The organism is Domibacillus sp. 8LH (genome assembly GCF_038806185.1).
In the GTDB taxonomy this organism is placed as follows: domain Bacteria; phylum Bacillota; class Bacilli; order Bacillales; family Domibacillaceae; genus Domibacillus; species Domibacillus indicus_A.
Genome location: NZ_JAVJNG010000001.1, coordinates 253,994 through 266,710, shown reverse-complemented (window position 1 = coordinate 266,710; position 12,717 = coordinate 253,994). Strand labels below are relative to the sequence as shown.

At 45.8% G+C, this 12,717-nt stretch carries 14 protein-coding genes; all 14 read left to right on the top strand.

Annotated features, from left to right (window positions below; translation table 11 throughout):
- The 14 genes from RG959_RS01365 to ndk all read left to right on the top strand — a co-directional run bounded on the left by RG959_RS01365 (position 1) and on the right by ndk (position 12,631).
- Entirely contained in the window at positions 1-588 is a 588-nt protein-coding gene (locus RG959_RS01365) for a lysophospholipid acyltransferase family protein (RefSeq protein WP_251270933.1), read from the top strand.
- A gap of 89 nt (positions 589-677) precedes the next feature.
- Positions 678-1,817, top strand: a complete 1,140-nt coding sequence (rpsA, locus tag RG959_RS01360) for a 30S ribosomal protein S1 (RefSeq protein WP_342795670.1) — start codon at positions 678-680, stop codon at positions 1,815-1,817.
- A 19-nt stretch (positions 1,818-1,836) separates the two neighbouring features.
- Positions 1,837-2,907 (top strand): type 2 isopentenyl-diphosphate Delta-isomerase, encoded by a 1,071-nt coding sequence (gene fni / locus RG959_RS01355; protein WP_342795669.1) that lies wholly within the window; start codon positions 1,837-1,839, stop codon positions 2,905-2,907.
- Positions 2,908-3,027: 120 nt separating this feature from the next.
- Positions 3,028-4,338: a ribosome biogenesis GTPase Der gene (gene der / locus RG959_RS01350; RefSeq protein ID WP_342795668.1), complete on the top strand. Its 1,311-nt coding sequence runs from the start codon at positions 3,028-3,030 to the stop codon at positions 4,336-4,338.
- A 21-nt stretch (positions 4,339-4,359) separates the two neighbouring features.
- Positions 4,360-5,400: an NAD(P)H-dependent glycerol-3-phosphate dehydrogenase gene (locus RG959_RS01345; RefSeq protein ID WP_342795667.1), complete on the top strand. Its 1,041-nt coding sequence runs from the start codon at positions 4,360-4,362 to the stop codon at positions 5,398-5,400.
- An 18-nt stretch (positions 5,401-5,418) separates the two neighbouring features.
- Positions 5,419-5,619 (top strand): DUF2768 domain-containing protein, encoded by a 201-nt coding sequence (locus RG959_RS01340; RefSeq protein ID WP_242233600.1) that lies wholly within the window; start codon positions 5,419-5,421, stop codon positions 5,617-5,619.
- A gap of 21 nt (positions 5,620-5,640) precedes the next feature.
- Positions 5,641-6,366, top strand: coding sequence for a hypothetical protein (locus RG959_RS01335; RefSeq protein ID WP_342795666.1), 726 nt, complete (start codon positions 5,641-5,643; stop codon positions 6,364-6,366).
- 535 nt (positions 6,367-6,901) lie between these two features.
- Complete coding sequence (spoIVA, locus tag RG959_RS01330; protein WP_242233602.1) at positions 6,902-8,377, top strand: stage IV sporulation protein A; 1,476 nt, start codon at positions 6,902-6,904, stop codon at positions 8,375-8,377.
- Between the two features lie 175 nt (positions 8,378-8,552).
- A complete protein-coding gene (locus tag RG959_RS01325; RefSeq protein WP_242233603.1) occupies positions 8,553-8,825 on the top strand; it encodes an HU family DNA-binding protein in 273 nt (90 codons plus the stop codon).
- 156 nt (positions 8,826-8,981) lie between these two features.
- The gene (gene folE / locus RG959_RS01320; protein WP_242233604.1) at positions 8,982-9,551 is read left to right on the top strand and encodes a GTP cyclohydrolase I FolE; all 570 of its coding nucleotides are present in this window, start codon (positions 8,982-8,984) and stop codon (positions 9,549-9,551) included.
- 83 nt (positions 9,552-9,634) lie between these two features.
- Positions 9,635-10,393, top strand: coding sequence for a heptaprenyl diphosphate synthase component 1 (locus RG959_RS01315; RefSeq protein WP_342795665.1), 759 nt, complete (start codon positions 9,635-9,637; stop codon positions 10,391-10,393).
- 3 nt (positions 10,394-10,396) lie between these two features.
- Positions 10,397-11,098 carry a demethylmenaquinone methyltransferase gene (locus RG959_RS01310; RefSeq protein ID WP_251270926.1) on the top strand — a complete coding sequence of 234 codons (702 nt, stop codon included), beginning with the start codon at positions 10,397-10,399 and terminating at the stop codon, positions 11,096-11,098.
- 28 nt (positions 11,099-11,126) lie between these two features.
- The gene (gene hepT / locus RG959_RS01305) at positions 11,127-12,089 is read left to right on the top strand and encodes a heptaprenyl diphosphate synthase component II (protein WP_342795664.1); all 963 of its coding nucleotides are present in this window, start codon (positions 11,127-11,129) and stop codon (positions 12,087-12,089) included.
- 95 nt (positions 12,090-12,184) lie between these two features.
- Positions 12,185-12,631 (top strand): nucleoside-diphosphate kinase, encoded by a 447-nt coding sequence (gene ndk / locus RG959_RS01300; RefSeq protein ID WP_309087713.1) that lies wholly within the window; start codon positions 12,185-12,187, stop codon positions 12,629-12,631.
- Positions 12,632-12,717 lie beyond the last annotated feature (86 nt).

Genomic DNA, 12,717 nt, shown 5'->3' with positions numbered 1-12,717 from the left:
ATGGTCACTTTTTATACATTCGCTAAAACAGTCGTAAAATCTATTTTAACCCCCGCCTACCGAATTCATGTTAAAGGTCATGAACATTTTCCGAAAGAAGGCGGGGTGCTTCTTTGTGCAAACCACATTGATAATCTTGATCCGCCGATTGTAGGCATTACTTCTAAACGTCCCGTTCGCTTTATGGGGAAAGAAGAATTGTTTAAAAAGAAGTGGATGGGGAAATTAATGAAAGAACTGAATGTTTTTCCGGTAAAACGCGGCATGAGTGACCGGGAAGCCATTCGAACTGGTTTGAAAATTTTAAAAGAAGGACAAGTTCTGGGCCTTTTCCCGGAAGGCACACGTTCGAAAAACGGCGAGTTAGGGAAAGGACTTGCCGGTGCGGGATTTTTCGCTCTTCGGACGGATGCAGCAGTTGTACCGTGTGCGATTATCGGCCCGTATAAACTAGGGAAGCCGCTGCAGGTTGTGTATGGACCGCCAATTGATATGGTTTCTCTTCGTGAGCGAAAAGCCTCAGCTGAAGAAGCAACGGAAGCGATAATGGAAGCCATCGCAAAATTAATAAAAGAGTATAAGGGCTGAGCTTCCAGCTTGACAAATTGGGCGGTTTGTAAGAAGTTAGAAGTAAGAATTTTTAAAATTGACGCAGTTTGTATTGAGGAGGATTACATATGACAGAGGATATGAACCAGGCAGAAGTGAATAACTACTCCGTTGGCGATAAAGTACGCGCTACGGTTGTGAAAGTCGAAGAAAAGCAGGTCCAGGTGGAAATTCCGGACAGCAAGAAAGACGGTATTATTCCCATCAGTGAACTGTCAAGCCTTCACGTAGAAAAAGCATCAGATGTCGTCAAAGAAGGCGACGAGCTTGAACTGCTTGTCACAAAAGAAGAAGATGATCTATATGTGTTGTCAAAACGCAAAGCCGATGCAGAAACTGCGTGGGACGACATGCAAAAACGATTTGAAGAAGGCACTATTTTTGAAGCGGAGATTAAAGAAGTTGTTAAAGGCGGCCTCGTCGTAGATCTTGGCATCCGTGGATTTATTCCGGCTTCACTCGTAGAGGATCACTTCGTTGAAGATTTCGAAGATTACAAAGGCCGCGTAATGAAACTTAAAATCGTCGAGCTTGAACAAGATAAAAACCGGTTAATTCTTTCACACCGGGCTGTATTGGATATTGAAAAAGCAGAAAATAAACAAAAAGTGCTTGAAAACATTCAAGCAGGTGATGTGATTGATGGAAAAGTACAGCGTTTAACTGATTTCGGCGCTTTTGTTGATATCGGCGGTGTTGATGGGCTTGTGCACATTTCCCAGCTTTCACATGAGCATGTAGAAAAACCATCCGATGTACTTACGGAAGGACAAGAAGTAAAAGTAAAAGTGCTGTCTATTGACCGCGACAGCGAGCGAATTTCTCTATCTATTAAAGAAACACTGCCTGGACCATGGGAAAACATCGCAGATCGTGCACCAATTGGATCAGAACATGAAGGCACAGTGAAACGCCTTGTTTCATATGGTGCGTTTGTAGAAGTGTTCCCAGGCGTAGAAGGTCTCGTTCATATTTCTCAAATCTCTAACCGCCACATTGGCACTCCTCATGAAGTATTGGAAGAAGGGCAGACTGTTAGAGTAAAAGTGCTGGATGCCAATGAGCAGGAGCATCGTTTATCGCTCAGCATGAAATCATTTGAAGAAGCAGAGCCGGAAGAAACGGTTGATTCCTATGAATTACCGGAAGAAAGCTCAGGCTTCCAAATTGGTGATATTTTAGGCGACCAGCTAAAAGATTTAAAATAAACAAGACGGTGATGACAACTTGAGCAGAGCGGAACGTAAGATTGACCATATTCATTATGCATTGTCAACGGGACAAAGCCGGCGGACAGGATTGGAGCATATTCAATTTGTTCACCAGAGCCTCCCGGGTTCCTCTGTCAAAGATATATCGCTATCAACGGAAATCGGCGGACTTCAGTGGAGTTCGCCGATTTTTGTGAATGCGATGACAGGCGGAGGCGGAGAAGTGACAGCGCGCATTAATACGCAGTTAGCAGAAGCAGCCGCAGCATGCAGCATCCCAATGGCTGTCGGTTCTCAAATGTCAGCGCTTCGCCATCCGGAAGAAAGAGCTACGTTTGAAGCCGCCCGGAAAGCCAATCCAAAGGGCATCATGATGGCGAATATCGGAGCGGAGGCATCAGTAGAAGAAGCTCGTGCTGTGTGTGAGATGATTGAAGCAGACATTCTTCAAATCCATTTAAATGTCGTTCAGGAACTTGCGATGCCTGAAGGAGATCGGGATTTTCGTGGAGCTGTTGACCGGATTGCTTCCATTTGTGAAACGGTAAAGGTACCGGTGATTGTAAAAGAAACCGGTTTCGGGATAAGCGCTGAAACGGCCCGGCTATTAAATGATCTTCCGTTGGCGGCAATTGATACAGCGGGGTTTGGCGGAACAAACTTTGCTGCTGTTGAAAATGAGCGGGCCGCACGCCCTCTTGCTTTTTTCAACAGCTGGGGCATTCCAACTGCTGTATCTATTGTTGAAACCCTTTCGGGGGCTCCAGGTCGTCCTGTTATCGCTTCAGGCGGTCTGCAATATGCTGATGATGTGGTGAAATCATTGGCACTGGGCGCTTCAGCAACCGGGTTGTCCGGCTTTCTGCTAAACGTATTGATGACAAGCGGACAGGAAGCCCTGGTAGAGCATATCGAACAAATGAAAGCAGATATAAAAATGATGATGTGCGCGCTCGGTGCCCGGTCCATTTCCCATCTCCACAGCGTTCCGCTTATCATATCAGGAGAAACGTGCCAATGGCTGCAGGCCCGCGGGTTAAAGCCGGAGCGATTTGCTCTCCGCGCGCCGGTGCCATTTGATTCATAACCAAAATATGATAAAATAAATTGTTGATTGAACCCCTTCTCATGGTAGAAGGGTTTTCTTTTGAACAAAATAAAGAAGTACTGAGAATAAATTGGGTGAACCATTGAAGGGAAAGATGTAATGATGAAACGGACTGTTGCGATCGTTGGAAGGCCAAACGTAGGTAAATCAACGATTTTTAACCGGATTGCCGGTGAGCGTATTTCCATTGTCGAAGATGTGCCGGGTGTAACCCGCGACCGTATCTACAGTTCAGGCGAGTGGCTGACGCATGAATTTAACTTGATTGATACAGGCGGTATTGACTTAGGTGACGAGCCTTTTCTAGACCAAATTCGCCAGCAGGCTGAAATTGCGATTGATGAAGCGGATGTGATTATTTTTATTGTAAATGGCCGTGAAGGTGTCACATCGGCAGACGAAGAAGTAGCCAAAATTTTATACCGGTCTAAAAAGCCGATTGTACTTGGTGTAAATAAAATTGATAACCCGGATATGCGGACGGATATTTATGATTTTTATTCACTTGGTTTTGGTGAGATTTTTCCGATTTCCGGTTCGCACGGTATTGGCCTTGGAGATTTGCTTGACGAAGTTGTCTCGCATTTTCCGACTGGAGAAGACAAACCGTACGAAGATGATGTCATTAAATTTTCATTAATTGGCCGTCCGAATGTAGGAAAGTCGTCTCTTACAAATGCGCTGCTCGGAGAAGACCGTGTTATTGTCAGTGATATTGCGGGCACGACGCGCGATGCGGTTGACTCTCCTTACACGTACAATGGCCAAAAGTATGTAATCATTGACACAGCCGGGATGAGAAAACGCGGTAAAGTGTATGAGACAACTGAAAAATACAGCGTACTGCGTGCGATGAGAGCAATCGAACGCTCTGACGTTGTGCTGGTCGTATTAGATGCTGAGGAAGGCATTCGTGAACAGGATAAGCACATTGCCGGCTACGCGCATGAAGCAGGACGGGCTGTTGTGATTGTTGTAAACAAATGGGATGCTGTTGAAAAAGATGAAAAAACAATGGGTGAATTTGAAGAAAACATCCGCAGTCATTTTCAATTTTTAGACTATGCACCTATCGTGTTTTTGTCTGCCAAGACGAAAAAACGAATTCATACACTGATGCCATATATTGACCGGGCGAGCGAAAGCCACTCAATGCGTGTTCAATCAAGTGTGTTGAATGATGTCATTACCGATGCTGTGGCGATGAACCCAGCACCGGCAGACAAAGGAAGACGGCTGCGCGTTTATTATGCAACACAGGTTTCGGTCAAGCCGCCAACGTTTGTTGTATTTGTGAACGAGCCGGAACTCATGCATTTCTCTTATCTCCGCTTTCTTGAAAACCGCATTCGTGATGCGTTCTCATTTGAAGGAACGCCGATTCACATTATTGCGCGCGCAAGAAAATAAGAAGGAAAGGCTGTGTTTCATATGACAGAAAAAATTGCAGTGCTGGGGGCAGGGAGCTGGGGAACAGCTCTTGCCCTTGTGCTTGCCGATAACGGTCTGGATGTGACCATGTGGGCAAAAAATAAAGAGCGGATAGTTGAATTGAATACACATCATACAAACAGCCGGTATTTGCCGGATATTTTACTGCCTGCCTCTATTCGCGGCACAACATCACTTGCTGAGGCGCTTGAAGGATGCAGTACGGTTGTGCTTGCTGTGCCAACAAAAGCGATCCGGGAAGTGGCACGTCAAATCGTTCAGACGGCTGCATCACCGGTTACCGTTGTCCATGTGTCTAAAGGAATTGAACCTGATTCACTGCTCCGCATTTCCGAAATGATTGAGCAGGAAATGCCTAAAAATGCACTGAAAGACGTAGTGGTACTGTCAGGGCCTTCCCATGCAGAAGAAGTAAGTCTGCGCCATCCAACAACCGTGGCGGTGTCTTCTCATTCGCTTGAAGCGGCTCAGCACATTCAGGACTTATTTATGAACCAGAACTTCCGGGTTTACACAAATCCAGACATGATTGGTGTAGAAATCGGCGGCGCATTAAAAAATATTATCGCGCTTGCAGCTGGAATTTCCGACGGACTCGGCTATGGAGACAATGCAAAAGCAGCACTTATTACCCGCGGATTGGCGGAAATTGCCCGGCTTGGCACAAAGATGGGAGCAAATCCGCTTACCTTCTCGGGCCTTGCCGGTATTGGCGATTTAATCGTCACATGCACAAGTGTTCATTCAAGAAACTGGCGGGCTGGAAATATGCTCGGCCAGGGCAAAAAGCTGGATGAAGTGCTCGAAAGTATGGGAATGGTTGTGGAAGGAGTCCGCACGACAAAAGCTGGTTATCAGCTTTCCCAAAAATACGATGTGCAAATGCCGATTACACAAGCACTCTATCATATTTTATTTAAAGAGCAGGATCCTAAAAAAGCCGTAGATGATTTAATGGCACGTGTAAAAAAACATGAACTGGAAGACTTAATCGATATTTTAGATACAAAGCGGGATTAGTGGAAAGGACGAACGCCCATGTCACCATCCATGCTGAAAATGTGGATTTCATTTGCCGGAATGGGGCTGATGATTGTCTCTATTTTTTCAATCTACATGAGCCGTTACAAGTTTCGTAACCGCTTTTTAAAAGGAATAACCGCACTTTTCGCTTATATATGCATGATTGTCGGCGGGCTTATTGTTGTTTATGTGGTTTTGAGCGGCCCGACCCGTTAATGAAGGGGTGAACCAGTAACCATGATAAGGAGAAACAGCCTGCTTCTTTTTTGGACGGCAGCGCTCTCTTTCATATTAAGCGGCTGCTTATATCCTGAGGAGAAGTTAAGCCAAAATGAACAGCCGTATGAAGACCAATTACGAGCCGTTCAAACGGCGGTTGATCAATTCCAAAGGGAAGAGGATGGCATTTTGCCGATTAAAACAAAGGAAAATAATCCCGATCTTTATGAAAAGTATCCGGTTGATTTTGGGAAAATCTCACCTCGTTTTATGGCGGAGCCGCCAGGGAATGCATTTGAAAGTGGAGGGATTTACCAGTATGTACTTGTAGATGTCGAAAAAAATCCAACCGTCAAACTGATTGATTTGCGCATAGCTGAACAAATTCGAAGCGTAAATATCCGCCTTCTTGCCCACAAGTATCCCCCCTTTAAAGAGACACTGGCCGATAATGTATATTCACTTGATTTTAAGGAACTTGGATTTGAAGAAGAGCCCTATGTAACAAGTCCTTATTCCGGACGGCAGCTTCCACTGGTCATAAGTGGTGACGGAACGCTTTATGTAGATTATGCGGCTGATTTGTATACAGTCCTTCAAAAATTGGACAAGCTTCCTGCGCCTGGCGAAGATATTCGCAGCCTGCTTATCCAGTCTTCTCCCATTGTACCGGCATTTTCACTGCCTTATACGGTCGATGAACAAGGAGAGCCTGTTTTTATGAATAAAAAGAAGCCTGCTTAACATGCAGGCTTGAGACTGTCGACAAAGTCGTCAGTCTTTTTTTATGAAAGGTTTTACTGCTCTGAAAGCGGGCAGAAGAGGAGACTTTTCGGAAAATATCACTTCTTAAAAAGAGCCGATAGGGTAAGCCGGCCGGCTTACCCATTTGTTTCGAAAAATCAGCAAAGAGGGTATCTACATATGCGCTTTTACCGCTTTGGTGATAGGGCAAGTGTGTATCTATTAAGTTGAGCAGTCTTGTTTAACCGCACAGGCGGCGGGTGTGCGGCGAAGACTCCTATGGGACGAGCGGGCTCAGCGTCTGCCCCATGGAAAGCAAAGCTGCACGCCCGCCGCCTTATCGGCTCCCATCCCAACTGTCCTCATTCTTTACATGAAAAAGAAACAAAAAGGCCCTTTGGCAATAGATTTTATTTGCCTACAATCTGAAGCCTGCTTAACATGCAGGCTTCTTTTTTTGCATACATTTAAAAAAACGCTCATACACTGTATGGCAGGCGGCGGACGAGCCGTTCGAAACGGGAGGGGGCTGCTGATGGAAAATACAGAAGTCATTAAGGATATTGCCGAGCGGACCGAAGGCGATATTTATTTAGGCGTTGTCGGTGCTGTCAGAACGGGGAAATCAACATTTATAAAGAAGTTTATGGAGCTTTTGGTGCTGCCGAACATGGACAGTGAATCGGAACGGCGCCGTGCACAGGATGAACTGCCGCAAAGCGCCTCCGGCAAAACCATTATGACGACAGAACCGAAATTTGTTCCGAGTCGTGCGGCGGCTGTGCAGGCGGGCGGTGTGCTCGTCAATATTCGGCTGGTAGACTGTGTAGGCTATGTTGTGCCGGAAGCAAAAGGATATGAAGATGAACACGGTCCACGGATGATCCAGACACCATGGCACGATGAACCAATTCCGTTCGATGAAGCAGCGGATATTGGAACGAGAAAGGTGATTGAAGAGCATTCGACGATTGGGGTAGTAGTCACAACAGACGGGTCATTCGGTGAACTGCGCCGCCACACTTATATTGAGGCGGAGGAACGGGCCGTTGCAGGATTAAAAGAAGTGGGCAAGCCTTTTATCTTGATTATAAACTCGGCCCGGCCTGAGAATTTGGAGACTTTAGAGCTGCAGCAGGAGCTGGCCGAAAAGTATGATATTCCGGTTCTCGCCATGTCGGTTGAATCGATGACAGAATCGAACGTGCTGCATGTTTTGCAGGAAGCTTTATTTGAATTCCCGGTCCATGAAGTGAACGTTCATCTTCCTTCTTGGATTATGGCGTTGGATGAATCGCATTGGCTTCGGGATAAATACAACGAAATGGTAAAAGAAACGGTCAAGGATATTAAAAGGCTCCGTGATGTGAACCGTGTTGTTGACCAGTTTGGCGGCGGTGAGTATATTGAGTCTGCGGTGTTGACAGGAATGGATATGGGGCAGGGAATTGCAGAAATCAACGTGAATGCGCCAAATGGCTTGTATGAAAAGATCGTCAACGAAATTATTGGGGAACCATTACGCGGCAAAGAGCATTTGCTGGAAATTATCCAAGATTATGCTCATATTAAGGAAGAATATGGGCAGGTAGAAGAAGCGCTGAGAATGGTCAAGCAGACCGGTTACGGGGTAGCGGTTCCATCCATCAACGAAATGCGCTTGGAAGAACCAAAAATTATTCGCCACGGCTCGCGTTATGGCGTGCGGATGAAAGCAGTGGCGCCATCTATTCACATGATTCAAGTAGATGTTGAATCGGAATTTTCACCGATCATCGGCTCAGAAAAACAAAGTGAAGAGCTCGTTCATCACGTGATGAAAGACTTCGAAGATGATCCGCTGTCCGTTTGGAACAGTGACATTTTCGGGCGTAATTTAAGCTCGATCGTCCGGGACGGTATTCAGTCGAAAGTATCCTTAATGCCTGATCATGCCCGAAGCAAGTTAAAAGATACGCTTGAAAAAATCATCAATGAAGGCTCAGGCGGAATGATTGCGATACTGCTTTAAAACGGGCTAGACTCTCAAAATGGGAGTCTTTTTTTGATGAAACCGGGGAAAATACCCGTTTAAGGTGGATTCTGCTTGATATGCCCGAACACATGTGATAATCTTTTAACAGAATTACGGTAAAACATTGATATAACAATGTTTATCGGGTCTCATGCGGGAGGAGGTGAATGGCATGAACAAAACTGACTTGATCAATGAAGTTGCAGAAACAGCAGAACTTTCTAAGAAAGACGCGACAAAAGCGGTTGATGCTCTTTTCGATGCCATCCAAGAAACATTGGCAAAAGGCGACAAAGTACAATTGATTGGTTTCGGTAACTTTGAGGTGCGTGAGCGTTCAGCACGTAAAGGACGTAATCCACAAACAGGTGAAGAAATCGAAATCGCTGCGAGCAAAGTACCGGCATTTAAACCGGGTAAAGCGCTTAAAGACGCGGTTAAATAAGTACATAGCCTACTCTGGCTAAAGCGGGACTGCCCCCATTGGGCAGTCTCTTTTTTTGAACACTTCACTTTGCCCAGAGTTGACCCGATATGCTAAGATGAAGTGCAGTACAAATAATATTACACATGCAATACATGTATACAGGAGTGGATAAAAATGGCTGAAGTAGATCACGCCAAAATTCAGCAGGCCGTACGCCTGATTTTAGAAGCGGTTGGTGAAAATCCGGACCGGGAAGGTCTTCAAGATACACCGAAACGGGTAGCGAAAATGTATGAAGAAGCATTTTCAGGTCTTCACGTGGATCCAAGATTTTATTTCGAGACTGTATTTGAAGAACAATATGAAGAGCTTGTTCTTGTAAAGGACATTCCTTTTTACTCGATGTGTGAGCATCATCTTGTGCCGTTTTTCGGCCATGCTCATGTAGCGTATATGCCAAAAGGCGGAAAAGTAACCGGCTTAAGCAAGCTGGCACGGGCTGTTGAATCGGTTGCCCGCCGTCCGCAGCTGCAGGAGCGGATTACAAATGAAGTAGCAGACGCAATTATGGACATGCTTCAGCCGCAAGGGGTAATGGTGATTGTGCAAGCGGAGCATATGTGCATGGCTATGCGCGGGGTGAAAAAGCCAGGCGCTAAAACGGTCACTACAGCCGCGCGTGGTTTGTACGAAAATGACGCCCAGCTTCGGACCGAGCTGCTTTCGCTCATTCGTTCGTCATGAGAACACGAGTGTGATATACTAAGTGTGCGTAATGAAAAGGAACGAAACGATTTGAAATGATTTGCGAGTGAGGGGTTTTCACAATGAAGGAGTGGCAGGAGCAACAGAGTACACTACTTGAAGAAATCAATCGGGCATGCCGGCAGCCTTTTTTAGATAAAGTGATCGGCAGGCCGGTTATAAACCCGCTTCGGGCATCTGCTTTAATGCTGGCATTTACAGACGAGGAAAGAAAAAGTGAGCAGGTGCAGAAGCTGATGCAGGCAGCTGTTCTCATTGGGCTGGCAATGGATGTACATGATGCCATTCCGTCTGTGACCAAAGAAATCACACAAAAAAACCAGCTGATCGTATTAGCGGGTGATTATTTTAGCGGGATGTATTACCGGACTCTTGCAGAAGCGGGCTGTGTCCACTGGGTAGGCGTTCTTGCAGGAGCGGTAAAAAGGGTGAATGAAGCGAAAACATCGCTTCATCGGCATCAGCTTGAAACAAAAGAAGCCATATTAGACGCTGTTGCAGTGATTGAAGGCGATATTATTGGCGCCGTGCACATCGAAAAGGGTACAGATGAAATAATGGATCGTGCCCTGCGGCAGCTTTTGACGGCAGACCGGCTTCTTCGTGAGAAAAATGAGCCCTTTATTCTTTTTGAAGCATTAAAACAACAATACGAGACAGACCAGCAGGTCATCGAGGTTATCGAGCAGCGGCTTAAAGAGATCCATGCGGATGTAACAAAGTGTATAGAAAGCATAGATTCCTATAAAGCGGCTGTCGTTGAAGCGGAGCGCAACCGCCTTTTTGGCAGCAGGCCGCTTCGGCTCGTGGAAGAAGGGTGACAAATGCAGCAATCTAAAGAAGAAAAAGTGCACAGTGTATTTCAAAAAATATACGGTAACTACGATAAAATGAATTCTATTATCAGCTTTCAGCAGCACAAGCGCTGGCGAAATGAAACAATGAAAATCATGAATGTGCCTAAAGGTGCAAAAGCGCTTGATGTATGCTGTGGAACAGGCGATTGGACAATAGCGCTGGCGGAAGCCGTTGGGCCGCATGGAGTGGTCAAGGGACTTGATTTTAGCGAAAATATGCTCGTTGTCGGCAGGCAGAAAATAGAGGCGGCCGGTTTGGAACAGGTAGAACTGATCCATGGCAACGCGATGGAGCTTCCGTTCGAAGACGATACGTTTGATTTTGTGACGATTGGTTTTGGTCTTCGTAATGTACCAGATTATATGCAGGTGCTTTCAGAGATGCGCCGTGTGTTAAAACCAGGTGGAATGGTCGTATGCCTCGAAACAAGCCAGCCGCAAATGCCTGTTTTTAAGGAAGGATACGAGCTGTATTTCCGCTTCATCATGCCGGCGGTTGGCCGTCTTTTCGCAAAAAGCTATGAGGAATATTCATGGCTGCAGGAATCAGCACGCCATTTTCCAGACATGAAAGAGCTTGCCCGTATGTTTCAGCAGGCCGGCTTTCAAAATGTGCGTTTTAAAGCTCACACAGGCGGTGTAGCTGCCACACATTACGGAAACAAATAATACTAGACCAAGAGCCGGGTGAAAAGAAATGAACATAAAACTAATTTATACGCGGTTAAAAGCGGATATCGATTTGATTGAGCAGGAGCTGGAACACGCCGTTCGTTCGTCATCGTCCATTCTGGAGGAGGCGTCTGTACATCTTCTTCAAGCAGGCGGAAAACGCATTCGCCCGGTAATGCTTCTGCTTGGCGCGAAGTTTGGTGATTACGATATTCATCGTGTGAAATATGCAGCTGCTTCTCTTGAATTGATTCACATGGCTTCACTTGTTCACGACGACGTTATTGATGATGCCGTTATCCGCCGAGGAGAGCACACGGTTAAAGCGGAGTGGGATAACCGGATCGCCATGTATGCCGGCAATTACATTTTTGCCGCTGCGCTTGACTCTATGACAAGAATTAAAGAAGTAGAGGCTCACCAGATTCTATCCCATACGATGACAGAGCTGTGTATCGGAGAAATCATTCAAATTCAGGATAAGTACCGGTATGATCAGCATCTGCGCGATTACCTTCGCCGCATCAAGAGAAAAACAGCTATTTTGATCGCAGCCAGCTGCCAGCTTGGCGCTATTGCGGCGGGCGCTCCGGCTTCGATCCACCGGAAGCTGTACGATTTCGGCTACAATGTAGGGATGTCTTTTCAAATTACCGATGATATTCTCGACTTTACAGCAAGTGAAAAAGAACTGGGCAAACCAGCCGGCGGTGACCTTCTTCAAGGAAACATTACGCTTCCTGTTTTGTATGCGATGCAGGATAGTGACATGCGTGCGCGCATTACTTCTATTCACGCTCATTCAAGCCGTGAAGAAATAGACGATATTATTGCCCGCTTAAAGCGCAGTGATGCGATTGAACAGTCTCATGCGTTAAGCAGAAGATATCTCGATCGGGCACTGGCTATTTTAACAGAACTACCGCCGGGCCGGCACCGGAATTCATTACGTGATATTGCCCATTTTATTGGCAAAAGAAAATATTAATTTTTTCCATGAAAGCGTTGTAAATTTACAAAAGAAGTGTTACGATTCATCTTGTCCGCATGTAAGCGGTATACATAACACAGGAGTGGTGAAAGATGGAGCAAACATACTTAATGGTAAAACCTGATGGAGTACAGCGTGGTTTGATTGGGGAAATTGTGTCGCGTTTTGAGAAAAAAGGCTTCCGCCTTGTGGCTGCAAAGCTGATGCATATATCACCTGAAACAGCTCAACAGCACTACGGGGAACATAAGGAACGCCCATTTTTCGGTGAATTAGTAGATTTTATTACTTCTGGACCTGTTTTTGCCATGGTGTGGGAAGGTGAAAATGTCATTGCGACTGCTCGTCAAATGATGGGGTCTACAAACCCGAAAGACGCAGCACCAGCAACGATTCGCGGTGATTTTGGCGTTATTGTAGGGAAAAATGTCATTCATGGTTCTGATTCTCCTGAAAGCGCTAAGCGTGAAATCAGCCTTTTCTTCCAAGAAAATGAGCTGACAGCGTACGAAAAATCAGGATCTGAATGGGTCTACTAATCATTCCTGGAGTTTTCAGCCGGCTGGGCTGGAAACTCTTTTTTTTTGTGAAATTTTTCCCACTTATTTTCCTGAGATCAGCTATA

Coding starts and splice junctions, on each gene's coding strand:
- RG959_RS01365 (WP_251270933.1), top strand. CDS start 1: ATGGTCACTTTTTATACATTCGCTAAAACAGTCGTAAAATCTATTTTA.
- rpsA (WP_342795670.1), top strand. CDS start 678: ATGACAGAGGATATGAACCAGGCAGAAGTGAATAACTACTCCGTTGGC.
- der (WP_342795668.1), top strand. CDS start 3,028: ATGATGAAACGGACTGTTGCGATCGTTGGAAGGCCAAACGTAGGTAAA.
- RG959_RS01345 (WP_342795667.1), top strand. CDS start 4,360: ATGACAGAAAAAATTGCAGTGCTGGGGGCAGGGAGCTGGGGAACAGCT.
- RG959_RS01340 (WP_242233600.1), top strand. CDS start 5,419: ATGTCACCATCCATGCTGAAAATGTGGATTTCATTTGCCGGAATGGGG.
- RG959_RS01335 (WP_342795666.1), top strand. CDS start 5,641: ATGATAAGGAGAAACAGCCTGCTTCTTTTTTGGACGGCAGCGCTCTCT.
- spoIVA (WP_242233602.1), top strand. CDS start 6,902: ATGGAAAATACAGAAGTCATTAAGGATATTGCCGAGCGGACCGAAGGC.
- RG959_RS01325 (WP_242233603.1), top strand. CDS start 8,553: ATGAACAAAACTGACTTGATCAATGAAGTTGCAGAAACAGCAGAACTT.
- folE (WP_242233604.1), top strand. CDS start 8,982: ATGGCTGAAGTAGATCACGCCAAAATTCAGCAGGCCGTACGCCTGATT.
- RG959_RS01315 (WP_342795665.1), top strand. CDS start 9,635: ATGAAGGAGTGGCAGGAGCAACAGAGTACACTACTTGAAGAAATCAAT.
- RG959_RS01310 (WP_251270926.1), top strand. CDS start 10,397: ATGCAGCAATCTAAAGAAGAAAAAGTGCACAGTGTATTTCAAAAAATA.
- hepT (WP_342795664.1), top strand. CDS start 11,127: ATGAACATAAAACTAATTTATACGCGGTTAAAAGCGGATATCGATTTG.
- ndk (WP_309087713.1), top strand. CDS start 12,185: ATGGAGCAAACATACTTAATGGTAAAACCTGATGGAGTACAGCGTGGT.